We start from the raw sequence: 25,896 nt of genomic DNA on the forward strand, positions 1-25,896 counted from the left end.
CTAACGGGGGCTGTTTTGCAGGTAATTCCGCGGTTAGTGACCGGCTGGCGTGGAACTAGCACTGCTTGAATTATTTCCAGCAGCTGGCTTGTCGCTTGGCTTACTTGAGGCAGTCTGGCTGCTCTGCGTGTTGTCAGTCTGATTGCTGCTATCAGTGGCGCTGCTTTGACTCTCAGCGCTATAACTGCTTGATTCGCTGCTGCTTGATTCACTAGACGAAACGGAGCTGGTCGAACTCGATTCGCTGGACGAGCTGCTTGTGCTGCTTGATGATGATTCATCAGCGCTGAAGTTCTGCAGGTCCTCACTACCAGCAACGAACAACTCGCGCTGACCGTTGATGTTCTTAGCGATGACTGAACTTGGCTTATTCCAATCCTTGTTCTCTAGGGTTGCAGACACATAGGCCATCAGGTTCTTGTAGATTAGCAGGGCGATGCGCTGACTGGTGGCACCCAGTCCGTCTTCTAGCGGCTTATCGTAACCCGTCCAGACGGAAATTACCCGGTTGCGGGTATAACCCGTGAACCATTCATCCTTGTTCAGGCCATGGAGGGAAGAGTTCCGCTCAAGTTCGGCATCCGAGTAGTTAACACTACCAGTTTTACCCGCTTCGTACAGATTACCGGTTTTGGCGGACGTCCCGGTCCCGCTCAGCATAACGTCCTTCAGCATATCGGTCACCATGTAGGCCGTGCTGCTCTTCATCGCTCGTTTTGGCGTGGACGAGTACGACGTCGAAACACCATCAGCGGTGGTAATCTTGCGCACGTAGTAAGGCTTGTAGTACTGGCCACCGTTGGCAAAGGCCCCATAAGCAGCAGCCTCTTCTTCAGTGGAAATTCCGGCACCAATCCCGGACGCGTAGGCTGACCGTTCCGCCTTGGAGAGGGTGATGCCAAGACCCTTAAGGAAGCTGTTCGCGCGGGTTAAGCCGACTTTTTCCAGCATCTTAATTGCCGGAATGTTACGGGAAAGCTTGAGCGCAGACCGCATAGTCATGTTGCCCATGTACTTGTTATCCCAGTCGTGCAAAACTGTCCCGTCCGGGTAGGTGAAGGGTTCATCGGCGATGTTCGTGGCGGTCGATGCGCTCAGGTACTCAACGGCAGGACCGTAATCCATCATCGGCTTCATTGTGGACCCGTTGGAGCGCGATGTCTGCGTTGCCCGGTTGAGACCCCGCTGGACCGAGCCGGTCTTCCGGCCACCAATCTGGGCCATCACCTGCCCGGTCTCCGGATCAGTCATCGTGACCGCGGCCTGGAACTTCTTGTCGGGGAAGTTCACGTAATCATTGGTGTTAACAATCTTGTACAGCTTCTTCTGGGCATCGAAGTCCAGATTGGTGTAAATCTTCATCCCCGAAGTGTACGGGTTCAGGCCGGTCTTCTTCTGGACTTCCTTAATGACGGAGGTGACGTAACTATCAACGACCTGCTGATCTTCGCTGGTTGCCTGAGCAGTTTGCTGCTTCACCATACCGGATGATATTGGGGTGGCCTTCGCAGCCGCTGCGTCAGCCGCCGTTATCTTCTTATTCTTCAGCATGGCATCAATCACGACATCGCGCCGCTCTTTTGCCGCCTCAGGATGTGTGTACGGGTTGTAGCCAACTGGCGATTGACCGAGACCAGCGATAAAGGCGGTTTGTGCAAGAGAAAGCTTGCTGAGGGACTTACCATAGTAGTACTGGGCACCGGTTTCCATCCCGTACTGACCGAAATTCATGTACACCTTGTTAATGTAGAATTCCAGAATCTGTTCCTTGCTGTATTTTTGCTCAACCTGGAACGCTAAGACGGCTTCTTGGGCCTTACGCTTTAGGGTTTGGTCGGACTGCTTGGTTGAGAATACCGACAGCTTGACCAGCTGCTGGGTAAGGGTACTGGCACCCTGCAACTCACCCCGGTGTAGCACGTTATTCACGGCCGCCGAAGCTATGCGAATGGGGTTGACCCCAAACGGTTCGTTGTAGAAGTGGCTGTCTTCAACGGAGACCACCGCGTCTTTGAGCTGCTGGGGAATCTTCTGCGCGTTAATGTAATCGCGATTCTCAATGCCAAGCGACGTGATTGGCTTGTTGTTCAGCGCGTAAAGGGTCGAGCTCCCGTCACTTTGCAGTTTTGCCAGCGTGATGGTCGGTGCGTCCTTTGCGTAGTACGAAAACAATCCGACACCGAAAATAAAGGCGGCCAGCACGACAATTCCCAGCCACTTAAACACCCGGCGAATTGGGTGATTTGCGCGCGGCTTCTTTTGCTCCTGCCGTTTGCCTTGTCTCTGTTCGCGTTTCTTGGCCATTCGTGAATCATTCGGGTTCGTTCTTGCCACGAAGAGTACCTACTTTCTTTTTGATCAGCCAATCGACCCCATCTAGGTAGGGGACGGTCGGAACAAGCTGTGGGGTGAGTTCATAGCCATCCGCCAGAATTGTGTCCAGCGTGATGGATTTGCGCCCACCAGTGATTTGCGCATCCCAGGCCATGATTACTGGCGTTGCCGGTAATAGGAACAGCCGGTGCAGTGTCGCAAATCGAATCACGACAAAACACAGGCCGTCTTGGCGTAAGCATGCACGCATGTGGTCAATTTGGTGCTGATGAAAATTCTTTAGTGGAAAACTTGCTTTATTCTTGGTTTCCTTGGCTTCAAAGTCCAGATACCAGCCGCGATACACGCCATTGTAGTCGGTGGTTGATGGCGTCTTGAAATAGCCTTCACGGATAACCGCTTTGCTGCGGGCGGGGTAATCAACCCGCACAATCTGAATTGGCGTCGGTTTCTTGTGGACAACGGCGCGCCCTGTCTGTAAGTAATACGCATTTGCGGCGTTCAGTTCGTCCTCGAGCGTCATACCCCGGCCACCATAAATTGTGTTACTGTGGGGCTTAACTTCTGGGGTAGATGATTGCTTTGCCGACGCGTATGAACTACCATTTGGGTAGTGGAATGCCATGTTCATCACGCTCCTGTGCTTTATTATAACAATTTTGACACACAAGCGCGCGTATCGAGGGGGAGTTTCCGTGTTAAAACGCCTTTGGGTGACCGGTTATCGTGCCTATGAGCTTAACGTTCATGGGCAGAAGGACCCACACATCCCGGTAATTAAAGATTCACTAAGAAATGTACTACTAGAAGCACTTGATGATGGCCTCGAGTGGATTATCACCGGCGGCCAGCAGGGGGTGGAGCAATGGGCAGCGGAAGTCGGCATGGAGCTTAAGGCTGATTACCCGAATTTGCAAGTAGCAATCATGTTGCCCTACCTCAACTTCGGCAATCGCTGGCAGGAAGAAAGCCAAAGCCAGCTGGCGGCATTGCGGGAGCGCGTCGATTTTTCGGCCAGCATCAGCAATCAGCCGTACCAGTCGGGTTATCAACTAGCGCAGTACGGTCAGTTTATGACGGCACACACAGATGGGGCACTATTCGTGTATGATCCCGAGTTTCCGGGCAAAACCGAGTTCGACTACAAGCGCGCAACCAACCTGCCGGCCGCCCGTAACTACGACGTTAGAACCATCACGATGGACGACCTGGAAGAAGTAGCGCGAACCCTCGCGGAGAACGAGGCCGAAAAGCATTTTGAATAAAATAATCATTTTCAGAACTAATAATTTATGCTAAAATAAAAACATCCCCGCGTGGGAATTTCCGAGGTGTATAATATGGATTCAGAAAACGAACAGCAATTCAGTGTCCAATACGGACCAAAAGATATTCTCAATAAACAGTTTAAAACTAAGATGCGGGGCTACGATCCTGACGAAGTCGACGAATATCTCGACTCCATCATTAAGGATTACGAAGCCTACGCAACCGAAATTGACCGTCTCAACGACGAACGGGCTCGGCTCATTAGTCGCGTTGATGAACTCAACAAGCAGCTAACAGTTGCTAAGGGGACGGCAAGTACCGCTGCGCCAACCAGCACTGCTGCCACGAATTACGACATCCTGAAGCGGTTGTCGAACCTCGAACGGCACGTGTTTGGGAGCAAGCTTGCTGGTGAAAACCAGACAGGCGCCGATCCACATGAACGTGGGCAATTTTAACTTTGTTACTAAACCTGTAAACCACAAGTAATTGCGCGTTGCTTTTGCAGCGTGAGGAAGGTCCATGCCCGCACAGGCTGCGATGCCTGTAGTGTTTGCGCCAGGCCCAATAAGCCTGGGTACCGAGCAATCGGTAACGGCGACCAAAAGCGCTAAGGCGAAAGCTATGCGCGAGTAGGTCTGAACAGTGCCACAGGGACGATGCCAACCGGAAACGGCTGGAATGGAACGGGTAAACCCCGCAAGCGAGTAACCCAAACTTTGGTAGGGGCGTTTCGCCATGGGAATTGAACCGACGGCGGAATAGTGCATTGCACTAAGATAGATGATTACTAATGGTCGGAAGTGCCTGACTTCCGGCCGGAACAAAACATGGCCTATAGGGGTTTACAGGCAGGCACAGCTTGGGGCAACCCAAGCTGTTTTAGTATGTATTCAAAAATTTGCATGAACGCAAAACAAGAACTGCAGGAATTACCTGTTGCACACGCGGCCCAAACGGTCGCATTGGGCGCTGCGCCCAGGGAAAGGGAAACATGAAATACCAATTAGTAGCGACGATGGCGGCCGGATTTGAATCCGTCACCGCCCACGAATTACAGGACATGGGTTACACCACGCGCACCGAAAACGGGAAGGTGTACTTTGAAGGCGACGAGCGGGACATTGCGTACACCAACGTTTGGCTCCGGTCCGCCGACCGCATCAAGATTATCTTGGCGCAGTTCAAGGCACTGACCTTCGATGACCTATTCGAAGGGGTTAAGGCGATTCCGTGGGCGGATTACCTGCCAATGGACGCACAATTCCCCGTTGCCGGTCGCGCAGTTCGCAGCAAGTTACACTCCGAACCTGATGTCCAGGCCATCACCAAAAAGGCGATTGTTGACAGCCTCAGCACCACATACCACCGGCACTCCCGGCTGCCAGAAACTGGTGACAAATATCCACTTGAGGTGTCCATTCTGAAGGACATCGCGACCATCACGATTGATTCCACTGGGAGTTCACTCTTCAAGCGGGGCTACCGTGTGGCTAAGGGGCCCGCACCGCTCAAGGAAAACTTCGCTGCGGCGCTAGTTTTACTGACCAACTGGCACCCCGACATGCCATTTTACGATCCAACTACCGGTTCGGGGACAATTGCAATTGAAGCTGCCCTGATTGGCCGGAACATCGCCCCCGGGATCAAACGTGAATTTGCCTTCAGTAATTTCCAATTTATGAAGCCAAGCATTCTCGAAGATGTTCGCGCCGATGCGCACGCCAAGATCAACGACCGCGAACTCACCATTATTGGTGGGGATATCAACCAGGAAATGATTGAAATCGCGAACGTCAATGCGCAAAACGCAGGTGTGCTCCACGATATCCATTTCCGCCAGGTCGCCGTTAAGGACTTCCACACCGACCTCGAAAATGGGGTCATCATTGCGAACCCGCCATACGGTAAGCGGATGAATGACGTCGAAGTTGCACGCCGGCTCGCCACCGAAATGGGCGATGTCTACCGGACAATGCCTACTTGGAGCAAGTACATCCTGACAGGGGATCTTGAATTCGAACGGTACTACGGCCAAAAAGCCACCAAGCGCCGCAAACTCTACAACGGGGCAATTCGCACCGACCTGTTCCAGTACTGGGGCAAGCGGGCGCACAAGTAACAGGTACACCCGAGTCGACTAAATGCACATCAACAGACCCGCTTCAGCCAATTGACTACTGAAGCGGGTCTGTTTGCATCTGAACACAGCAGCCCGCCCGTTTTCGCTCCGGGTATTTGGCCAATCTGGGCCAAATATTAAATTTTGGCAACCATTCCGTAAATCGCCCACACACAGCAACTTACGGGGTACAATGTGTTTGTAACCGATTTCAACAATGAAAGAGGAGGACTAACGCATGGGCGAAAGCATGATTGACATTCTCAAACGGTTGAGCGAGGCCCGGATTTCCGGGGAGCAGGTCACCGTCGCCACTATGGACAAGCGGAAGTGCAAGGGGACGATTAAAGAAATCATCCCCGGTCAGGTAAAACCCTTTGCCGACCGCTCGGTGATTTTAGTTCAAACCAAGTCGGGGATTAAACGGATCCCAGGATATGCCATCACGCGAATCGCGGCAGGCACCAATTAACAGTTGAATATGATGCAACTGCGCCGAATTTATCGGCGCAGTTTTGCTTTATGCGGCTATTTTCCGGCAAAAACCTGAATATGGCAGACACAACTTGCTTTCTGAACTTTATCTTCTAGTTGTTTTTGAGTACAATGATGTAGTTATTAGAAATAGATTAAGTACATACATGATTAGGGAGGATTCAATATATGTCAGATGAAACGCCAAGGTACCAAGATGACCTATATAACGCCGTTAACGGCGAATGGGCGAAGACTGCGGTTATTCCCGACGACAAGGCAACAACGGGTGGCTTCCAGGATTTGGCCGACGAGGTAGAAAAGACCTTGATGGCCGACTTCGACGCGGTTGCGGATGGCAGCAAGAAATCCACTGACGGCTACTTCACCAAGGCCGTTGAACTGTACAAGGTGGCATCGAATTTTGCCAAGCGTGACGCGGACGGTATTGCTCCCGAACTGAAGCGCCTGCACAAGATTCAGGCGCTCACTTCACTTGCAGACTTCAATGCTCAGGCGGGCCAGCTGGCACTAAACGGCTTTGTCATGCCCGTTGACGTTGACGTTGATGCCGACATGAAGGACACCAGCCATAATTCCGTTGTGCTGACGGGACCAAGCACCATTTTGCCGGACACGACCTACTACGCTGAAGGTAATGAACAGGGCAAGCAGCTACTAGCAACCTGGCGGACAACCACAGCTAAATTGCTGGCCGAAACTGACTTGAGCGAAAAAGAACAGGCTGAATACCTGGACGCCACACTGGCCTTTGATGCCGAAATCGCTAAGCGGGTTAAGAGCTCCGAAGAATGGGCCGATTACCCGGCATGCTACAACCCAATCGACCTCACAGAAGCGGCCAAGAAGACCGATTCATTTGACCTCGTCGGCTTTTTGAACGACACCATGCCCGCACTGCCCAACAAGGTTATTGCCTACGATCCACGCTTCCTTGACGAAGCAGCAACGCTTTTCAACGCAGACACCTTCGCGAGCTACAAGGCGTGGGCGTACGTTAAGGACCTGTTAGGCCACACCGGTTACCTGAGCGACGAACTGCGCGTCGCTGGTGGGGCGTACGGCCGGGCTCTGAGCGGTCTGGCCGCGGCACCTTCTAAGGAGAAGTCCGCTTACCGGCTCGCCAACAGCTACTTTGCAGAACCAATCGGTGTTTACTACGGGCAGACCTACTTTGGTGAAGAGGCGAAGGCCGACGTCACCAAGATGGTTGAACGCATGATTGCCACCTACAAGGATCGGCTGCAAAAGAACGAATGGCTCTCCGAATCCACTAGTCAAAAGGCCATCGTTAAGCTGGACAAGATGGTGCTCAAGATGGGCTACCCAGACAAGGTTGACGCAATGTACGACACCTTCACCGTTGACCCGGACGCCAGTTTGCTCGAGAACGTGGTTGCCATCAGCGCGGCAAAGCGGCAGTGGCAGTTCAACAAGCTGACCAAGCCGGTTGACCGCACCGAATGGGCAATGCCCGGACACCTCGTTAACGCTTGCTACGACCCATCACGCAACGACATCACGTTCCCCGCAGCAATTTTGCAGGCACCGTTCTACTCACTGAAACAATCATCTTCCGAAAACTTCGGCGGCATCGGGGCAGTTATCGCGCACGAAATCTCGCACGGCTTCGATAACAACGGGGCCCAGTTCGACGAATATGGTAATTTGAACAAGTGGTGGCAAGATGACGACTACAAGAAGTTCAATGACCTGACTCAGGAAATGATTGCCGAATTCGACGGCATTGAGTTCGCTGGCGGGAAGGTCAACGGGAAGCTCATCGTCAGCGAAAACATCGCCGATGCCGGTGGCCTGTCCGCGGCACTCACAACTGCCAAACAGGAACCCGACGTTGATTTGAAGGCATTCTTCACCAACTGGGCGCGCATCTGGCGCATGAAGGAACGGACCGAGTACGCGCAGCTGCTTCTGTCGATTGACGTGCACGCGCCGCATTACCTGCGTGCTAACATTCAGCCACGCAACCTCGACGACTGGTACACGACATTCGACGTTAAGCCAGACGACGGGATGTACCTGGAACCCGAAAAACGCATTACCATCTGGTAGCATCAATCAAACCGCTGTGAAACTGGATTACCAGTTTCGCGGCGGTTTTTTTGGTGGCTGAAGGATGCGCGGAATCATCGCTGTCACAAAATAGAAGGTGGCACACACGCCTGGTCGCCGCTGACCATTGGTGGGGACAAACATTATTGGTGCCAACTCATAAATGCATATTTGCAAAAAACACAAATATGTGTCGCGACATTTGTAACGTACACGCAAAAAAAGCCAAAAAGTTAGCCCCTTTTCCCATAGGTGTCACGCCACCCGGTATAATTTAAGTAGGGAAAAGGATGTAGCATGCTTCACACTGAGTCTTCTGCCCAAACGGTATGGGGATACCGCGCAGAAAACCAGTGTGAACGGGAAAATGGGTGAAAAAATGTTAACCTATCAACTTTTTTTAGGGCACAATGACCAGGCGCGTTTAGAGTTTTATCAGCAATACGTCGATTTACCCCGCGAATACCAAACAGCCGAGGCGGTGGCAAAACTTCGTCGCGTCAGCAGTACCAGCGTGTACCGGATGATCCAGATTATCAGTGATGAACTCAACGAGCTCCGCGGTGAGCGGGGGCTGAAGTACGTGCCAACCTCAGCACCAATTCTGAAGAAATTCAACATTCCCGCACCCGCCTATGCGGTCTATTTGATGCGCAAATCGCTAGTGGGACAGTTCATGCTTGCGGTGGTGCAACACCCAGAATGGACCGTTAAGGACTTTGCCGTGGCACAAAACACCAGCACGGCCACGGTCTCACGGCGCCTCAAAAACATGAGTGCCTTTCTGCGGCGTTTTGATTTGCGCCTTGCCTTTAATCCAATTGGCCTGTGTGGTAACGAAATGGTTGCCCGCGTGGCTCTCAGCGAAATCTTGTGGCAGATCTGTCAGGACGGGACCCAACTATTCCCGGAACTCGGTGATTTACCCGAAGAGAGCGCGACAAGAATCGAAGCGGCAAAGCTGGTCATGCCGAACTTTGCGCACTCCAGGCTGCAGGTAATCTGCGCGGTCAACATCATCCGCGCCAACCAGCACCACGAGTTGCCCGCGATGCGCCCGCTTGAAGAGGTACTCACCGTCACTGGCTCCAAGGATTTGGCTGGGCACATCCCCGCACTGGGCCACGAGTTGCCCAACACCATGGCGCTCATTCACCTGCAGTCCATGCTGGGGGCCGGCTTCCACGTACCGCAAGAGCCACTGCTTGCGCGCTTCATCGGCTACCACGCCCGCATGAACACGGCGGAATGGCAACTCGTCACACTCGTGATTAAGCGGGTCAAGGCAGTCGCCGGAATTGACGAACACCAGCTTGAAGACCAGGTGCTGATTGCCAACTTGCTGTCCATCACGGTTGCCATGAACCTGCTTTGACAATCGGTTCCGGTCTTTGAACCGGTCATCGTCGCGGCCGGGAGCAAGACCCCGGTTTCACTACAGAAGGCCGTTCAACAGGTCTTTGCCACTTTGCCGAGCCACTTGCAGAGCTTCCGGCGTATCCAGACAGCCCTGATGACCAGAATTTTACCGTTACTGGCCACAGCGATGCCCGATGCCCTGGAGAAGGTCCGGGTTTACATCGACAACACGATGGACCACCAAATCTACACGGCCGTCGCCAGTTCGCTCGCGTTAATGCCCGCCGTCCACATGGTTAAGACGCCCGACATCGCGCGCCTCATCGTGACTGCGGACCTAACCAAGGCGTTTGTCCCGCTGACGCCGCAAGCTAACTTCTTCTATTTCCCAATCAGCAGTTACAGTGCCTGGTTGCGGCTGGAACACTACATCCACTATCTGGCGGTGCACGAGCTTGGTATTCGCACCGGATCGGGCATTAATTACACGTACGTAGATGTGGGCCTGCCGCTTGCGGCCGAAGAATAGCGAAAAATGCCCCGGACCGCACCAGATTGCGGTAAAATACTGGTGAGGTGAGAAACAATGAAGCGTAGGAAACAAGATGAAGCTGTTCGACTCGATATGAACATTTCGTTAGTATCCGCCGCACAACGCATTCTCCACGACCACCACGTTGAGGACAAGCTGGTAGCGGTTCTTGATCAGTGGCCTCAAGGGGTCGACAAATTACTGCAAGATGGTGGTGCGACCACGAATGACTACCACGCAATCGCGATGGGCTATTTGCGGGATGCATATCAATTCACCGGCGACGAGTTAACCAAAGAAACCGACGCCATGATTAAGCAAGCCCAGGCAGAATTTCGCAAGAACCCGAAACGTTTTGACGATATTTAAGATTAATTCAAAAAGTGGGCTCGAAAGCTATTGGCTTCCGGCCCACTTTTTTTGATGTTTTACCGCCCTCAAGCACCGCGTTCCGGCAGGGCCAGAACCCGGATTCAAGGCGTTATGCCTGATGCAGTGCCATTTGGGCCAAATCATGCGCCCGCCGGTTCTGCCGGTCATTTTGCCACGTTGGGATAACCAGGGGAAAGGGGGCCGCCGCGTCAACGAGCCGGTCGTACAAATCGGCGTAGTGTTTGACGTAGCCCTTATTCAGCGCATCAATGACCAACTTACTATCTGAGATTAACTGAACGTTCTGGCCGGCAAGTCCCCGGTCAGCCATGGCCTGTAGCCCCGTGATGGCCGCCAAAAACTCGGCTTCGTGGTTGCTCATCAGTTGACCGCGCGGAAGCGGCACGCTTATTTCGATGGGTTGATCCGCGCCCACAATCATAATTCCGAGCCCGACAGTTCCTGGGTTGCCTTTTACTGCTGCGTCTGTGTACAATTTGAACATATGAATTTTTCCTAGGATGGCGATTAATTTGCGACAAAAATTTGCGTACCAACCCCCAGTCATGGACCTAATTATCTTCTGGGGGCTAATCATTGCGGCATACGGGCTGGCAATTTCACTGCAGATGGAAACCACCAACGTCTCGCTTGCTGCAATCATTGTAGCATTACTCACCAGCCTGGTGGTATTGGTGCAGGTTATCCGTTACCGCGGCGTAGTGAACCGGGAAAACCTAATCCTGCGCCGCGTTTTGCCCAGCAACACCCTCACAATTCCGACCAACAACTTAACGGTCACCGCGATCAGCAGTCACCGCTTAACGCTCGTGGGGACACCATACGGGAATTTACAAATCGGCACCTGGCGCAGGGCAAGTAAGGTCGCCGAACTGATCAAACAACAGGGGGAAACCAAATAATATGTCAGACATTGATATTGCACAAGCAAACGAACGCACCGAGATGAAGCCAATTGCCGCGGTTGCGGAGGCAGCGGGTCTGCACCCAGATGAGATTGAACAGTACGGTCCATTCAAGGCCAAATTGACGTTTGCGGCCCAGAAGCGGCTGCAAACAAAGCCCCAGGGCAAACTCGTCCTAGTCACTGCCATTAACCCCACACCAGCGGGGGAGGGGAAGTCGACCATCGTGGTTGGCCTCGGTGACGCGCTGCGCCGAATTGGCAAGAAGGCCGTGCTGGCGCTGCGTGAGCCCTCACTAGGTCCCGTCATGGGGATGAAGGGCGGCGCCACCGGGGGCGGTTACGCCCAAGTCGTGCCAATGGAAGACATCAATCTGCATTTCACGGGCGACATGCACGCTCTGACGTGCGCAGTCGACACACTCGCGGCCCTCATCGATAACCACATTCAGCAGGGGAACCACCTTAACTTGGACCCCCGGCGGATTAGCTGGAAGCGTGGCCTCGACATCAACGACCGCGCCCTGCGCAACATCGTCATTGGGTTGGGGGGCCCGTACCAGGGGGTTCCCCGTGAGGACGGATTCGACATCACCGTTGCCAGTGAATTAATGGCCGTCCTGTGTCTGGCCAGCGACCTCCACGATTTGAAACAGCGCATCGGCCGCATCGTAATTGGTTTCACCTACGACCGCAAGCCGGTAACCGTGGATGACCTCGGCGTCACCGGCGCCATCACGGCCCTGCTCAAGGACGCAGCAAAGCCTAATTTGGTGCAAACCCTGGAGCACACCCCGACGATTATTCACGGCGGTCCGTTCGCCAACATCGCCCACGGGTGCAATTCGGTCGTGGCAACCCGGGCAGCCCTTGCGCTCGGGGACATCGCCATCACCGAGGCCGGTTTCGGTGCCGATTTGGGTGCGGAAAAGTTCATGGACATCAAGGCCCCAGTGCTGGGCAAAACGCCCGATGCAGTCGTAATTGTCGCAACCGTGCGTGCACTCAAGTACAATGGGGGCGTTACCCTTAAGGAACTTGCCGGCGAAAACTTGGATGCGCTGCGCAAGGGGTTTGCTAACCTTGAGCGGCACATCGACAACATGCAACATTACGGCGTGCCCGTTGTGGTGGCCATCAACGCTTTTTCTGCGGACACCGCCGCCGAAATCAGCCTGGTTCAGGAGCTTTGTGCCCAAAAAGGGGTGCAGGCAATCAACACAACCGTGTGGGCTGATGGCGGTGCTGGCGGGGAGGAATTGGCCCGCGCCGTTTTGACGGCAGTCGACCAGCCAAGCACATTTAAGCCCCTCTACGATCCGAACTCGAGCATCCAAGACAAGCTGGCGACCATCGTGCAGAAGGTTTACGGCGGCAGCGGGGTCGAATTCAGTCACCAGGCCCAAATCAACCTCAAAGTCATCAAGAAAAACGGGTGGGAAAACTTACCAATCTGTGTGGCCAAAACGCAGTATTCATTCAGCGATGACGCCACCAAGTTGGGGGCCCCCACGAATTTCACCATCCACGTCAGCGAAATCATCCCCAAACTGGGGGCGGGCTTCCTCGTGGTCAAAACCGGTGCCATTCTCACGATGCCGGGACTGCCGAAAGTGCCTGCAGCAAACAACATTGACGTCGATGATGATGGCGTAATTTCAGGACTCTTCTAAACCAAACAGAACGGAAGCTAAAACGTGATAATTTATCTAATTCTTTCGGCCGTACTCATCGTCGCCGATCAACTGCTCAAAAGCTGGGTTGCTACCAACATCGCCTTGAACACCAGCCACACGCTGATTCCCGGTGTCCTCAGCTTCACCAACCTCCGCAACGATGGCGCTGCCTGGAGCATGTTCTCCGGTCAGCAGTGGTTCTTCTACATCGTCACCATCGTCGCACTCATCGTCGTTGCGTTCCTCTGGCGCGACAGTAAAAACAAGCCGATGTACCGGCTCGGCCTCGCCTTCATTCTGGCGGGCGCCATTGGCAACTTCATCGACCGCCTGCACCAACAGTACGTCGTGGACATGTTCCAGACCGACTTCATCAACTTTCCCATCTTCAACATTGCCGACATGTGCCTGACCGTTGGGGTGATTCTCGTCGCCGTGTATATCATCTTCTTCGATAACGATGGGGGTAAACAGTAATGCCGGAGCTGACCATCACCACTCAAAGTGGCCGGATTGATAAAGTGTTGGCCGATGCCTTCACCGAATTCACCCGGTCACAGGTACACCAATGGCTCCAGGACCAGCGCATAACCGTCAATGGCAAAGCGGCGCGGCCGTCCTACAAGGTGCACGCGGGGGACACCATTAAGATTGACCCGCCCGCACCAACCGTTTTGGATGCCGTACCCCAGGACATTCCCGTCGACATCGTGTATGAAGACGACGACGTGATTGTGGTGAACAAGCCCCAGGGGATGGTGGTGCACCCAGCACCCGGCCACCCAGACGGAACGCTCGTGAACGGACTGCTGTACCACACACACCTGGCCGCAATCAATGACGTGATTCGCCCGGGCATTGTTCACCGCATCGACCGCGATACGTCGGGCCTGCTCATGGTGGCCAAGAGCCAAAAAGCAATGGTCAGTTTAAGCGCGCAGCTCCACGCCAAGACCAACCGGCGCGAGTACCTCGCCATCGTGCACGGCAATATTCCTGAGGACAAGGGGACCGTTGACGCACCCCTTGCCCGCGACCCCAAAGACCGTAAGAAGATCGCGGTCCAGGCGGGTGGCCGCCACGCGGTAACGCACTTCACCGTCGAGGAGCGGTTTGGCAACTACACGCTGGTCCGCTGCATCCTCGAGACCGGCAGAACGCACCAAATTCGGGTGCACATGGCTTACATTGGCCACCCCGTTGCCGGCGATCCCGTGTACGGACCAAAGCGCACGTTGCCCGGTCACGGCCAGTTTCTGCACGCAGCGGTGCTCGGCTTCATTCACCCAACCACCGGCAAGGAGATGCTCTTTACCGCCGACGTGCCGCCAATCTTTGCCCAAACGCTGAACGACCTGCGCGCCGGCATTGACAAGTCCAAGCGAATTCGGTAAGCTTGTCCATAATCTAAATACCTTTAATTGAGTCCAGAGAGGCTTCGAAGGAAATCGGCACCCTTGCGAGGGTCAAACTGTGCCTCCCATCTAACTCTGGACGGGGGGCATTTTTTAATACAGTTAGGAGCAAATCATGGCACAAACAGAATTTCACAATGATGCAGCAGTTCTAGATATCGGGGACCGCCCGAGCTTTCCGCAGTGGGTGGGGCTATCCATTCAGCACTTATTCGCCATGTTCGGCTCCACCGTCCTTGTCCCGATTCTTGTCGGCTTGGACCCATCAATTGCCCTCATGAGCAGTGGGGTGGGGACACTCATGTACATCCTGATTACCAAAGGCAAAATCCCGGCGTACATGGGCTCATCGTTTAGCTTCATCACCGTCATGCAGGCGCTAATGAAGGGTGCCGGCTATCCGGCAATTGCCCAGGGGACCATGGCTGTGGGGATTGTTTACCTGATTGTCGCACTGGTGGTTAACTTCATCGGTAGTGACTGGATTGACAAGGCGCTGCCCCCAGTCGTTGTTGGCCCCATCGTCATGGTCATCGGCCTGTCACTGGCCGGTACTGCCGCGACCGATGCCACAATGCGGACACTAGCAAACGGCACGTCGGTGTACGACCTGCGCTACTTCGCGGTGGCAATGCTGACGCTGATTCTGACTATCATCTACAACATGTACCTGAAGAACTTCATCAGCCTGCTGCCAATTCTGCTCGGGATTGTCAGTGGCTACCTGATTGCCCTGGCGTTCGGAATTGTCGATTTTTCCGGCGTGGTCGCTGCCAAGTGGTTTAGCCTGCCTGATTTTCAGGTGCCGTTTTTAACCTACCAGCCAAAACTGTACTGGGGTGCAATCCTGTCGATGGCGCCAATCGCGTTCGTCACCATGACCGAACACATGGGGCACATCATGGTGCTGGATAAGCTGACCGGGCGCAACTTCTTCAAGGACCCCGGGTTGAACCACACGCTGGCGGGGGACGGGACCGCGTCCATCATCGCCAGTCTGATTGGTGGGCCCGCCGTTACCTCTTACGGTGAGAACATCGGGGTGCTCGCCATGACGCGGGTGCACTCAATCTACGTCCTGGGAGGCGCCGGTTTCTTCGCCATCGTCTTTGCCTTCATCGGTAAACTCAGTGCACTCATCCGGTCCATTCCGAGTCCCGTCATTGGCGGCATCAGTTTTCTCCTATTCGGGGTCATTGCCAGCAACGGGCTGCGCGTGCTGATTGACAACAAGATTGACTTCAACAAGAAACGCAACCTGATGATTGCGTCCACCATCCTGGTCATCGGCATCGGCAACGCCAGCCTGCAGTTTGGCAATTACACCTTCTCCGGTCTGGCCCTCGCCACGGTCATCGGCATTATCTTGAACCTCGTTTTGCCCGCTAAGGCCGCCAACGAATAACCTGTTTCCAACCAAGCCAGTTGGTCCGTTCGCGGATCAGGTGGCTTTTTTTAAGGCAATTGCCGCGTTTACCTAGGCGATGTTGCAAACAAAAGAGAGATTTAATCATTCACCCAAAATCGCAGTGGCTTGCACCTTCGCCAAATCACTTTCCGCAATTTGGCTATTCTGTAGCGCATAATTGGTAGTAAATAAAAGCGGATAAACATATAATTGAAAGCGTAACAACTTCGCAACAACCATGAACCTGGGCGCTTGCGCCCGGTTCCGATACATACGCGCCCTAGTTAGGGTGCGAGCAGGGTGGCCGTTAACGCCGCCCCAGAAAGGGTGATAAATATGCGCCGCTACTTAATTTTAGATGACGGCACTGCATTTGCCGGAACTGGTTTTGGTGCCCCAATCGTGACCACTGGTGAATTAGTGATTCAAACCGGGATGACGGGTTACCAAGCCACGATTACCGACAAAGTCAACACGGGCAAAATTTTGGCGTTCGCGGCCCCGCTCGTTGGGACGGTGGGCATCAACCGGGATGATTATGAGAGCATCGACCCGGCAATCAAAGGAGTCGTTATCGCCGGGCTGGCCGACGTTCCCGGTCACTTTGCCAGCAAGATGACCCTCGACGAATTTCTCACCCGCATGCGCATCCCCGGCATCTTCGGTATCGACACGCGGGCACTCATGCGCCACGTCAGCAACGCGGGGCACCCGTTCAAGGCCAGCATCGTGGACGCCGATGACGAACATGCGTACGACCAGTTACGCGCGCTCGTGATTCCCCACAACCAGGTCCAGCAGGTCTCAACCGAAAAACCGTACCCATCACCAGCAACCGGCAGAAACGTCGTGGTGGTCGACTTCGGCCTCAAACACAGCCTGCTGCGGGCACTGGCCGTTCGCAACTGCAATCTGACCATTGTGCCCGCTCCGACCAAGGCCGAGACGATTATCGGCCTCAGTCCAGACGGGGTGGTTCTGTCGGATGGCCCGGGCGACCCCGGGGATGTTGCGTACGCCGAAGAGATGATCCGCGGTATTCAGGATAAGCTGCCACTGCTCGCCATTGGCCTCGGGCACGAGTTATTCGCCCGGGCAAACGGTGCGGAAACGGTGCGGCTGCAAAACGAACACCACGGCCTGAACTTCCCAGTGCGGGAGGTCGCGACCGGCCGCGTTGACATCACGACACAAAACCACAGTTACGGGGTTAGTGCGGATAGCATTGAGCCAGACAAGCTGCTGGTGACCCACGTCAACGTTGTGGATGGCTCAATTGAGGGACTTAGACACCGCCTGTACCCGGCGTTTTCCGTGCAGTTTCAGCCGGAAGGGGCCCCGGGGAGCGGGGATGCAGACCACATCATCACCGAATTCATGGAATTAATGGACGCAAATGCGGCGCCGTTATAGGGAGGAGAGGAACATGACAAATTTTAAATCAGTCCTCGTAATCGGATCTGGGCCAGTTAGTTCGGCCCAACCCGCAACATCGGCCGCAGACACTGACCTTTCTTGCCGGGCACTAGTGGCGGCTGGCAAAACGGTCATCCTGGTCACGTCCGACCCCAATGTCTTTCGCGACCAACGGATGGCCACCCACTTTTATGTTTCGCCCCTGACAGCTGATTTCGTCAGCCAGGTAATTCGCCGCGAAAATCCGGATGCAATTATCGCCACTGCTGGTGGGCAAATTGCCCTGGACATCGTGCGCACAATCGCGGCCAGTGGGCTACTCGACCAGCTGCACGTTGAGCTGCTCGGCAGTCCGCTGGCGGCAATCAACCAGACCGAAGACGGCGAGGCATTCCGGCAGCTGGTGGCAAGTGAAAAAATCCCGCTGCCAGAATCCACCTACACCAGCAGTCAGCAAGAAGCCCTCGCCATCGCCAACGACATCGGGTACCCAGTCATGATGCGGCGCGGCCAAACGCGCGGTATTGCCCGCAACAGCAGCGAACTAGTTGACATGATTACCGACAGTATTGGTGGCGGCCGGATTCTGATTGAACGCGCGATTCGTAGTTTTAAGGCCGTCGAGCTGGTTGTCATGCGGGACGCAGCCGACACATGCGTGCTCCTCGGGACGCTCGAGAACTTCGACCCCGTTGGCGTTAACCCGGTGAACACCGTCGCCATTACGCCCGCGCAATCCCTGACGGACTCCGACCGCAGCGCGCTGCGAGCCGCCAGCTTCAAGGTGGCACGTGCGATTGACCTCCAAGGGGTCGCAACGGTGTCCTTTGCGGTCGAACCAACGAGCACTAACTGGTACATGCTCAAGTTCCGCCTCGGCCTGGCCTGGGGAACTGACCTCGTTGAACGGGCGACCGGCTACCCAGTGGCCACCGTCAACACCGCCGTTGCGCTGGGCCGCAACCTCGCCGACATCAACATTAACGGTGACGTCCCAGATGCACCCCGTATGGTCGCCGCTATCGAACCGGGCATCGACGCAATCGTGGCTCGGTTCCCGCAGTTCCCACAATCGGGGCTTAGCGGGGCCAAATTAGGACCGCAGCTGGCCGCTGGCGGTGCCATCATCACCGCCGGCCGAATGCTGGAATCGGTGCTGCTTCAGGGCATTTACTCCCTGCGCCAATCACCAACGACCGTCATTCCCGCTAGCATGCGTGCCTGGGATGAGGATGCGTTAACGCAACACATCATTCACCCCAGCGACTTGCGACTCGCGGCCTTTTGGGTGGCACTCGAGCGGGACTACACGGTTGAAGAATTGGCCGAATTAGCCCACGTTAACCGCATCTTCATCGCCGCGGTTGCCACCCTTGTGCGCACCGCAAGCAACCTTGCGCAAAACCCAAATGATCGAGCGCTCCTGCACACCGCTAAAAGCTACGGCTTTTTGGACACGACCATTGCAAACATATGGTCAAGTTCCGAGTCCGAGGTGCGTGCACTGCGCGCCGATGCCGGCATCAACCCAACCTTCAAGGCACTGGACGGGATGGGGCTCATTCAGCAGCCAACCGCGACGTACTACGCAACATACGAGCAGGAAAATGAAAGTGTCGCGGAGGGGACCAAACGGGTCATCGTCCTGGCGCCCAACGCCGCGGCCCCATGGCTCAATTTGGCCCACGAATCTATTAGCACCAAGATGCTGACGGCGATTAACGATGCGGGTTACACCCCGATTCTCGTCGGCAGTAGCCCGCGGCCCCTAATCTGTCCGGGTGCAAAACACTACATCAGCAACGTTTCGCCAGAACTAATCCGCGACATCGTGGACATCGAGCAGCCAGTGGGTGTGATTTGCCAGACAGCGGGGCGTGAAGGTAGTAGCGTCGCGCGCATGCTGAGCAAGCTCGACATCCCCGTTCTGGGCTCGACTGTCGGGGCAACGCGGAAAGTTCCGCGTGCACAGCTGGACGCGATTCTAGACGGGCTCAGCGACGCACAGTGGCGTGTCGCACAGGACCGGAACGTCAAAACTACGACAAGCGCAACGCACCTGGCCGTGGACGCAATTGCTGACGGGGAGAACGTCGCCGTCATGGGGGTCATTAACAGCCTGGAGCAAAACGAAAGCCGGGCGGGGACCGTGCTGGCGGTGACACCACCACGCAAGAAGGCCGCGCCAATGACGGACAAAGCAATCGACATCACCGTGACGATGAGCAAGATGATGGGCCTGGTTGGGTTCGTGCACGCCGACATGGTGGTCGAAGACGGCACAATTACCGTCACGTTCATCGGCCCAAGTGCCAGCGCGACGGTTCCGTTCCTCGCCAAGACTTTGCGCTGTGACGCCATCACGCTTGCGTGCCGGGTACTGCTCGGCCAAAAGCTCGAAGACAGCAACGTCGAGTCCGGCCAGCTGCCGCAAGCACCGGGCGTGCACGTGCTGCTCCCAGTGCTGCGCAGCGGGCTGATGGCCCCCGGAAAATCAATTCCCGAGACCGTTCAGACCGGATTGGTCATGGGCAGTGACCTTTCACTCGGGAAGGCACTCATCAAGGCTTTTGCGGCCGCCCACGAGCCACTTCTAGATCACGGGACGGTTCTGCTCGAGGAGGGGACCGAGGCTAGTCACGAACTGGCACCACGGCTCGCGTCACTTGGTTTCCAAATTGTCGGGCACGAACACGCCCAGCAGCTGAACGATGTGCAGCTGATCGTGATGAACGAACCGGATGATCAGTTGCGGCGCCGCGCAACGGCCCACACAGTTCCGGTTCTCAACACGGTCGCTGCGGATGCGATTTTGCAGGTATTTGAGGCGCGAGCATTCTCGTTAGCGCCACTAGTGCCAACTGAAAATGAATAGGAAAAAACCAGGTCGACCAGTCGCGCAGACAATATGCGCGGATGGTCGACCTGGTTTTGGTTTTTGGAGGTAAGGGCGTCTTATTGAAGCCCTTGTTTACATAACAAAAATTATCTACACCTGATCACTGGTCACCAATCGCAACGAAATAGCTAAAAATGACGAAACCCCCGAATGTCTTCCACAATTCAGGGGTTTTGTCATTTAGATTGTTGGCCGCACGCGCATCTTGTTCACCAAGGCCTCATCCGGCGTAACCGCCAGCGTCTTTTGGCCCGTGTAGATGACGTACCCAGGTTTGGCAACGTTTGGCTTCTTGATACGCTTGACCTGAATGTAGTCGACTTGAACGTTCGCTGAGTACTGTGAACGCGAGAAGAAGGCTGCCAGGTTAGCCGCCTCGAGCAGGGTCTTGTCGCTCGGGTGGTTGCTTTCAATGATGACGTGCGAACCAGGAACGTCTTTGGCGTGGAGCCAAATGTCGTCCTTGGCCGCGGTTCGCAGCGTGAGCTGGTCATTTTGCAGGTTGTTTTTCCCGACCAGGATGTGCGTGCCATCGCTAGCCCAGAAGCTGTCCGGCTTTGCGACCTTCACGCGCTTATTCTTCTTCCCCTTGGTCTTCGGGCGCCGAATGTAACCCGATTCCATGAGTTCGGTCTTGATGTCTTCCAAATCCTTAGGGGCAGCCAGGTCAACGAGGGCCTCGATGCCCTGCAGGTAGTTCAGCTCCTCCTTGGCAACGGCAATTTGCTCGTGCACGTGGGAGACCGAGTTACGAAGCTTCTGGTACCGGGTGAAATACTTCTGCGCGTTCTGATTGGGCCCGAGTTCCGGCGACAGGGCAATCTTCATGGGTTTCATGTCGTCGTAAAAATTCGGCAGGGTAACACTCGTAGCTCCGCGGGGAACTTGGTTCAAATACGTCGTTAGAATTTCACCACGAATACGCAACCGATCAGCCTTGGCGCTTTCCTCAAGTGACCGGTCCAACTTTTTGAGCTTGGAGGTGACCCGATCGATGTTGTTCTTCAGCACCCGGATAACCGTGCTCCCAACCTGATTGACGCGGGCACGCTCGGCTTTTTGTGCATAAAAGGCGTCGAGCATGGCCGACAGGGTAGGGTAGGTCTGCCGCTCACCTGGAAGCGTCACGTACGGCGTCGCGGTGAAGAACTCCTTCTTATCGGTGGTAATGGTTGGTTCAGGCTGATCCAGCGCGGCAAAGTACCCGTCCCAGGCCGGACCGGGGAGACCGCTCAACATGCGCGTTGCTAGTTCCACGGCGGAATCACGGGCAAAACCCTGGAAACGTGTCTGAATTGCCTTGGCTAAAGCGGGCACGTCAGGATTCTGATCGACCAGTGGCACCCAGTCGGAACTGCTGGCGGTAAATGGGTTGAGCTTGTCCTGGTGCGGTGGCTCAACGTAATCCGCCCCCGGCATCAGCAGGCGGTACCGGTTCTCATCGGCGGGGACATGACGAATCAGGTCAAGAATCTTGCCGGTTTCGACGTTCACCAGCGTGATGTTCGAGTGGCGGCCCATGAGTTCAACCACGAGCCGCAGTTTAATATCGTCGCCCAGTTCGTCGCGACTGGCAAAATCCAGGTGCAAAACGCGGTCGGCGCCAACCTGGTGCATTTCAACCAAGGTTGCCGCAGCCAGGTACTTACGCAGCGTCATCGTGAAGTTCGATGGCACCGCGGGGTTTGCAAACGGAATTGCGGTGATTTGCACCCGGGCGTACTGCGGATTGGCTGACAGCAGTAGCGGCCGGCTCTTACCGCGTGCACGAATCGTCAGCACGATTTCGTTTTGGTAAGGTTGTTGCACCTTCATGACCCGACCACCCGTGAGTAAGTCCGCGAGTTCGCCTGCCATGGCGTGGGTAAACATCCCATCAAATGACATAATTGTTCTCCTTATCTAAGTGCAACACCCAATATAGATGCTAAACACTTCCGCACAAAGTTAAATCCACCAAGTAATGGCAGATTAGTACTTAGCAATTATACCGTTTTGCCCGGGACGCATCAAAGCATCCGCCGCCTACGTTCGGGCAATTACCACCGATTGTCCGTAAGCGTGCCAGTGCAGGGCCTTATAGCACCAGATGTCAGCCCCGGAAAAATTACAGCAAAGCGGAAAAATATCGCGTGAAGATTTGGATAAGAATCCAAATGAATGCGAATACAGCGGCATTTTCAGCAATTCGTAGTTCGCCAGCGCCGGTTTCGTGTGGTATATTCTATAATGATTATTGTGAAGGAGCTGAGAAAGTGACGAAGATTGCGATTGTTACCGACAGCACGGCGTACTTAACAAAAGAGCAGGCTGCAGCGGCAAACATCACCGTCGTCCCGATTCCTGTAATTCTTGATGGGACCGTGTACGATGAGGGCGTCGACATTACGCCAGCAGAATACTACGCTAAACTAAAAACTGCTAAGACATTCCCCAGTACCAGTCAGCCACCACTCGGCGAAATGTTGAAGCTATACGAAAACTTGAAAAATGACGGCTACGAACAAATCATCAGCATTCATCTGGCCAACACGATTTCTGGGTTCCAGCAAACGCTTCGGGCAGCGGTAACTGAGCTCGATGGTGTGGACGTTACCATCTATGACTCCAAAATCACGGTTAAGTTGATGGGCTGGCTCGCCCTTGAAGCCGCAAAAATGGCGAAGGAAGGCAAGACGGTCGACCAGATTATTAACCGTCTGGATGATTTGCGCGGCACGATTGACGAATACTTCATCGTCAATGACATCCAAAACCTGGTTCGCGGTGGCCGCCTATCCAACGCAGCCGGATTCGTCGCTGGTATGCTGCGAATCAAGCCGCTACTGACGTTTGATCCCACAACCAACAAGATTGTGGCAATCGAAAAGATTCGCTCACTTAAGAAGGCCTACGCTCGAGTGGAAACACTCTTTAACGAGGCGCTAGAGAAGGTCGATTACCCGGTTCGTGGCCTCATCATTCACGCCAACGACCCAGAGGCAGCCGAAAAGTGGCAGGCCGAGCTGCAGGAAAAATTCCCGAACATCGAGTTCGAAATTTCCTTCTTCGGCCCCGTGATTGGGACACACTTAGGCGAAAAGGCGATCGCGCTCGCTTGGATGAAGGACTTCACCAAAGCTTAATTCAGTGCTTTCATCAAAAGGCTAGGGCAGACGTCCTGGCCTTTTTTTGGTGAAGAAGACAAAAACTAATAATACGTGAATAGTTCATTGACTGGCAACTGGTCGAATATGTGAACGAAACAGCCTTAAAATCGCCATGAACCAAATTCACAAGTTGTCACAGAGATATTGTGAACAGCATCACAGGCCAAATAAAATAGAATGTGAGGAAATAGACATGATTGACTTTGAACCAACCCCAGGCAAGATTGAGTCCGCCGAAACCGCATATGAGGGCCCTATTTTTAGCGTCCGCAAGCAAGTTATCACCACTCCGGATGGGCTGACGGTGCACCGGGACCTCATTGACCACGCACCAGCAGTGGTGATTCTCGCACTCACCGCTGATCGCAAGGAGGCCCTAATCGCACGCGAATATCGGGTAGGGGTCAATCGTGAAGCCATCGCGCTGCCTGCTGGGCTGATTAATCCCGGTGAAACCCCAGAAGAAGCAGCACGCCGTGAACTGGCGGAGGAGACGGGCTACGAAATGCAAAGCTTGGAGCCACTGCTCACCATCACCGCGAGCGAGGGCATGACCAATGAGCTGCAGCATTGCTTCGCCGCCACGATTGATCCAGAAAAGCGCACGGACAAGCATTTCGACGCAGACGAGTTCGTCACGACCGAATTAGTAGCCGTCAGCGACATCTTGGCGGCAATCAAAACCGGCAAAATTACATCAGCGCAGACCATTGCAACCGTCATGTACTGGCTGCACGAAAACCAAATCTGATTGTGTAAAGCCACCAGCAATATGTTGCATATGCTGGTGGTTTTTTGATGTAGCAAATCTCAAGGCAGGGGGACATGCACTTCTAATACCGTTATTTAAATCTAAACATATTTATGGGGATCCGCAATTTTCGGACGGAACTGCTCCCAAGCCAGGCTGCGCTCATATTTCCCAAAACATTGCTTTGCAGGCCTTTAGCGTGTGTGCTACAATTGTTCTATGAATATAAAACAATCGATTAGCAATGATGAATTGCGCGTAAAAATCTTCAAGGCACTCGCAGACGAGAACCGTTTGGCCATAGTTCGCCTTCTACACGAAAATCACGACAACATGGAATACGGGAAACTCAGTGCTGCGTTCAATGTCGGCAAATCAACCATCTCTTATCACCTAAAGATCATGCATGAGGCCGGTTTAATCACATTTGTTAAGCACGGGCAGTCTAAGGATGTGCAATTAAACAAGATGGTTTTCGATGGCGTATTGCCAGGATTCCTAGCAACTTTGTGAGACAAAGTGGGTGCAAGTGCCTCGGTTTGATGATTTTAAAACTATTGTAGCAACGCTGGCACCACGTGAGTATTGGTGTAATCATGCTTTTCCGTCGAGAAATTTGGCAAATGTACCATCCTTCATGTATTTTTCTATTTTTCGCGTGTTACGCGTGCTCGTGGTAATCCCAGCGTTATTTATCTGTGGTTGTGTCAGCCAATGTGCAACCGAATTTTGCGGTTTGCAAACTCGCAACCAACGTGGTGCCTCATAATTTGGATTCTCTGTTTTAGCATGATGTTGCACGGTAATGTGTGGTAGTTGAAGTTTGACCAACTTGGGTTAGACCAAAATTCGCGTAAGCACTCGTTGGTGACTACCAGTTAAGCAGCAAGTTGGTCGAAGGTGCCAATGACTTGAATTCGGGCAGCATGCAGTCTGAATTATTTGCGGGTGCGCCGGCAAAACCATTTTCGGCGTCGGTCACTTAATTGCACGCTTCGATCAGTTGCTCAGCTAACCGAGTGAACATGTGCTTAGAATTGACGTCTCAGGTCGAGATAATCGGCTGCATCGGAGGCTTGGGTGCTGGCTGCCACGCACGATGCTTCAATTCGCTGATTATTGCTTATTTGGCTCGCATTTGTGGTAGTGGGGTGGTTAAAGATGCCGGCGCTATTTTCTATATTTTCTAGTTTACATAATATATATTATACGCAGAAGACACGTCAGATATAATTAGTGCACGCACTAATTAATCATCTAAATGCACCCCGGCGCTTGCCGCCGCGGTTTGCGGTGCCTGGTCGCCTGTCCGAATTCAGCCAGAATAATTCTCGCACACAGATTATTTAGTATCTGAACTCACACAACCGTTAATTACTACCACGCACCAGCGTCTTGCTGTAGAACCATCCGCCGACGCGCCAGCGTACAGGTCAAAGCTGATTGACACTACCGAATGCGGCGCACAACCACACAATGCTAGATTTTTACCCACAGACACGATTCTGGCGACTTGCGGTATTTTCCCGAATTTTTGACATTATCCGGCTGCTCAATCATTCCAAAAGCACCTGCAAAGTATCGCGTTTGTCCGTTACGTCATGATTCCTTCATAAATTTAATGTATAGTTAACATATTGTCTTAACATTTCGAACACTTTTACCAAATTCAACGCAGAAAGAAGCTATCTTAGTGACAAA

22 protein-coding genes and 1 other RNA gene are annotated in these 25,896 nt (G+C 54.0%); 19 read left to right on the forward strand and 4 right to left on the reverse strand.

Annotated features, from left to right (window positions below; all coding sequences use genetic code 11):
- Positions 1-33: 33 nt before the first annotated feature.
- Positions 34-2,304 (reverse strand): PBP1A family penicillin-binding protein, encoded by a 2,271-nt coding sequence (locus tag EKN00_RS00450; protein ID WP_127848238.1) that lies wholly within the window; start codon positions 2,302-2,304, stop codon positions 34-36.
- Positions 2,305-2,311: 7 nt separating this feature from the next.
- The gene (gene recU, locus EKN00_RS00455; RefSeq protein ID WP_127848168.1) at positions 2,312-2,959 is read right to left on the reverse strand and encodes a Holliday junction resolvase RecU; all 648 of its coding nucleotides are present in this window, start codon (positions 2,957-2,959) and stop codon (positions 2,312-2,314) included.
- 70 nt (positions 2,960-3,029) lie between these two features.
- Between recU and EKN00_RS00460 the strand changes: the two genes are divergently transcribed.
- From EKN00_RS00460 to EKN00_RS00500, 9 genes are all read left to right on the forward strand, one after another.
- A complete protein-coding gene (locus EKN00_RS00460; RefSeq protein ID WP_241559426.1) occupies positions 3,030-3,599 on the forward strand; it encodes an SLOG family protein in 570 nt (189 codons plus the stop codon).
- Positions 3,600-3,674: 75 nt separating this feature from the next.
- Positions 3,675-4,061, forward strand: a complete 387-nt coding sequence (gene gpsB / locus EKN00_RS00465; protein ID WP_127848170.1) for a cell division regulator GpsB — start codon at positions 3,675-3,677, stop codon at positions 4,059-4,061.
- Positions 4,062-4,080: 19 nt separating this feature from the next.
- Positions 4,081-4,446, forward strand: an RNA gene (gene rnpB / locus EKN00_RS00470) — RNase P RNA component class B.
- 151 nt (positions 4,447-4,597) lie between these two features.
- Positions 4,598-5,725 carry a THUMP domain-containing class I SAM-dependent RNA methyltransferase gene (locus EKN00_RS00475; RefSeq protein WP_127848171.1) on the forward strand — a complete coding sequence of 376 codons (1,128 nt, stop codon included), beginning with the start codon at positions 4,598-4,600 and terminating at the stop codon, positions 5,723-5,725.
- Positions 5,726-5,963: 238 nt separating this feature from the next.
- On the forward strand, positions 5,964-6,197 hold the full coding sequence (locus EKN00_RS00480) for a hypothetical protein (RefSeq protein ID WP_127848172.1): 234 nt from the start codon (positions 5,964-5,966) through the stop codon (positions 6,195-6,197).
- Between the two features lie 191 nt (positions 6,198-6,388).
- Positions 6,389-8,293: a M13 family metallopeptidase gene (locus EKN00_RS00485; protein WP_127848173.1), complete on the forward strand. Its 1,905-nt coding sequence runs from the start codon at positions 6,389-6,391 to the stop codon at positions 8,291-8,293.
- A gap of 379 nt (positions 8,294-8,672) precedes the next feature.
- Positions 8,673-9,668, forward strand: a complete 996-nt coding sequence (locus tag EKN00_RS00490; RefSeq protein WP_164847970.1) for a helix-turn-helix domain-containing protein — start codon at positions 8,673-8,675, stop codon at positions 9,666-9,668.
- 138 nt (positions 9,669-9,806) lie between these two features.
- Positions 9,807-10,181, forward strand: a complete 375-nt coding sequence (locus EKN00_RS00495) for a hypothetical protein (protein ID WP_127848175.1) — start codon at positions 9,807-9,809, stop codon at positions 10,179-10,181.
- Between the two features lie 57 nt (positions 10,182-10,238).
- The gene (locus EKN00_RS00500; RefSeq protein ID WP_127848176.1) at positions 10,239-10,553 is read left to right on the forward strand and encodes a hypothetical protein; all 315 of its coding nucleotides are present in this window, start codon (positions 10,239-10,241) and stop codon (positions 10,551-10,553) included.
- Positions 10,554-10,665: 112 nt separating this feature from the next.
- On the opposite strand, the gene EKN00_RS00505 is transcribed toward EKN00_RS00500, so the two are convergent.
- Positions 10,666-11,061: a ribonuclease HI family protein gene (locus EKN00_RS00505; protein WP_127848177.1), complete on the reverse strand. Its 396-nt coding sequence runs from the start codon at positions 11,059-11,061 to the stop codon at positions 10,666-10,668.
- 28 nt (positions 11,062-11,089) lie between these two features.
- Between EKN00_RS00505 and EKN00_RS00510 the strand changes: the two genes are divergently transcribed.
- From EKN00_RS00510 to EKN00_RS00540, 7 genes are all read left to right on the forward strand, one after another.
- Entirely contained in the window at positions 11,090-11,479 is a 390-nt protein-coding gene (locus tag EKN00_RS00510) for an EbsA family protein (RefSeq protein ID WP_127848178.1), read from the forward strand.
- Between the two features lies 1 nt (position 11,480).
- Entirely contained in the window at positions 11,481-13,154 is a 1,674-nt protein-coding gene (locus EKN00_RS00515) for a formate--tetrahydrofolate ligase (protein WP_127848179.1), read from the forward strand.
- Positions 13,155-13,178: 24 nt separating this feature from the next.
- Complete coding sequence (lspA, locus tag EKN00_RS00520) at positions 13,179-13,634, forward strand: signal peptidase II (RefSeq protein ID WP_164847971.1); 456 nt, start codon at positions 13,179-13,181, stop codon at positions 13,632-13,634.
- Complete coding sequence (locus EKN00_RS00525; protein ID WP_127848180.1) at positions 13,634-14,551, forward strand: RluA family pseudouridine synthase; 918 nt, start codon at positions 13,634-13,636, stop codon at positions 14,549-14,551. The genes lspA and EKN00_RS00525 overlap by 1 nt, the downstream gene beginning before the upstream one ends.
- A gap of 136 nt (positions 14,552-14,687) precedes the next feature.
- The gene (locus EKN00_RS00530; RefSeq protein ID WP_127848181.1) at positions 14,688-15,977 is read left to right on the forward strand and encodes a uracil-xanthine permease family protein; all 1,290 of its coding nucleotides are present in this window, start codon (positions 14,688-14,690) and stop codon (positions 15,975-15,977) included.
- Positions 15,978-16,316: 339 nt separating this feature from the next.
- Positions 16,317-17,393: a carbamoyl phosphate synthase small subunit gene (locus EKN00_RS00535; protein ID WP_127848182.1), complete on the forward strand. Its 1,077-nt coding sequence runs from the start codon at positions 16,317-16,319 to the stop codon at positions 17,391-17,393.
- Between the two features lie 13 nt (positions 17,394-17,406).
- Positions 17,407-20,271 carry an ATP-binding protein gene (locus EKN00_RS00540; protein ID WP_164847972.1) on the forward strand — a complete coding sequence of 955 codons (2,865 nt, stop codon included), beginning with the start codon at positions 17,407-17,409 and terminating at the stop codon, positions 20,269-20,271.
- A 204-nt stretch (positions 20,272-20,475) separates the two neighbouring features.
- On the opposite strand, the gene EKN00_RS00545 is transcribed toward EKN00_RS00540, so the two are convergent.
- Positions 20,476-22,182 carry an NFACT RNA binding domain-containing protein gene (locus EKN00_RS00545; protein WP_127848184.1) on the reverse strand — a complete coding sequence of 569 codons (1,707 nt, stop codon included), beginning with the start codon at positions 22,180-22,182 and terminating at the stop codon, positions 20,476-20,478.
- Positions 22,183-22,550: 368 nt separating this feature from the next.
- Here EKN00_RS00545 and EKN00_RS00550 point away from each other — a divergent pair, with 368 nt between their 5' ends.
- From EKN00_RS00550 to EKN00_RS00560, 3 genes are all read left to right on the forward strand, one after another.
- Entirely contained in the window at positions 22,551-23,420 is an 870-nt protein-coding gene (locus EKN00_RS00550) for a DegV family protein (RefSeq protein ID WP_241559427.1), read from the forward strand.
- Between the two features lie 217 nt (positions 23,421-23,637).
- On the forward strand, positions 23,638-24,195 hold the full coding sequence (locus tag EKN00_RS00555) for an NUDIX hydrolase (protein ID WP_127848186.1): 558 nt from the start codon (positions 23,638-23,640) through the stop codon (positions 24,193-24,195).
- Positions 24,196-24,414: 219 nt separating this feature from the next.
- On the forward strand, positions 24,415-24,708 hold the full coding sequence (locus EKN00_RS00560; protein WP_206611252.1) for an ArsR/SmtB family transcription factor: 294 nt from the start codon (positions 24,415-24,417) through the stop codon (positions 24,706-24,708).
- Positions 24,709-25,896: the final 1,188 nt, after the last annotated feature.

The sequence above is a fragment of the Lacticaseibacillus hulanensis genome (genome assembly GCF_004010095.1).
GTDB classification, from domain to species: domain Bacteria; phylum Bacillota; class Bacilli; order Lactobacillales; family Lactobacillaceae; genus Lacticaseibacillus; species Lacticaseibacillus hulanensis.

Coding starts and splice junctions, on each gene's coding strand:
- EKN00_RS00560 (WP_206611252.1), top strand. CDS start 24,415: ATGAATATAAAACAATCGATTAGCAATGATGAATTGCGCGTAAAAATC.
- EKN00_RS00555 (WP_127848186.1), top strand. CDS start 23,638: ATGATTGACTTTGAACCAACCCCAGGCAAGATTGAGTCCGCCGAAACC.
- EKN00_RS00500 (WP_127848176.1), top strand. CDS start 10,239: ATGAAGCGTAGGAAACAAGATGAAGCTGTTCGACTCGATATGAACATT.
- EKN00_RS00530 (WP_127848181.1), top strand. CDS start 14,688: ATGGCACAAACAGAATTTCACAATGATGCAGCAGTTCTAGATATCGGG.
- EKN00_RS00495 (WP_127848175.1), top strand. CDS start 9,807: ATGACCAGAATTTTACCGTTACTGGCCACAGCGATGCCCGATGCCCTG.
- EKN00_RS00450 (WP_127848238.1), bottom strand. CDS start 2,304: ATGGCCAAGAAACGCGAACAGAGACAAGGCAAACGGCAGGAGCAAAAG.
- EKN00_RS00490 (WP_164847970.1), top strand. CDS start 8,673: ATGTTAACCTATCAACTTTTTTTAGGGCACAATGACCAGGCGCGTTTA.
- EKN00_RS00505 (WP_127848177.1), bottom strand. CDS start 11,061: ATGTTCAAATTGTACACAGACGCAGCAGTAAAAGGCAACCCAGGAACT.
- EKN00_RS00545 (WP_127848184.1), bottom strand. CDS start 22,182: ATGTCATTTGATGGGATGTTTACCCACGCCATGGCAGGCGAACTCGCG.
- EKN00_RS00485 (WP_127848173.1), top strand. CDS start 6,389: ATGTCAGATGAAACGCCAAGGTACCAAGATGACCTATATAACGCCGTT.
- EKN00_RS00475 (WP_127848171.1), top strand. CDS start 4,598: ATGAAATACCAATTAGTAGCGACGATGGCGGCCGGATTTGAATCCGTC.
- EKN00_RS00480 (WP_127848172.1), top strand. CDS start 5,964: ATGGGCGAAAGCATGATTGACATTCTCAAACGGTTGAGCGAGGCCCGG.
- EKN00_RS00540 (WP_164847972.1), top strand. CDS start 17,407: ATGACAAATTTTAAATCAGTCCTCGTAATCGGATCTGGGCCAGTTAGT.
- EKN00_RS00525 (WP_127848180.1), top strand. CDS start 13,634: ATGCCGGAGCTGACCATCACCACTCAAAGTGGCCGGATTGATAAAGTG.
- EKN00_RS00535 (WP_127848182.1), top strand. CDS start 16,317: ATGCGCCGCTACTTAATTTTAGATGACGGCACTGCATTTGCCGGAACT.
- gpsB (WP_127848170.1), top strand. CDS start 3,675: ATGGATTCAGAAAACGAACAGCAATTCAGTGTCCAATACGGACCAAAA.
- EKN00_RS00515 (WP_127848179.1), top strand. CDS start 11,481: ATGTCAGACATTGATATTGCACAAGCAAACGAACGCACCGAGATGAAG.
- recU (WP_127848168.1), bottom strand. CDS start 2,959: ATGGCATTCCACTACCCAAATGGTAGTTCATACGCGTCGGCAAAGCAA.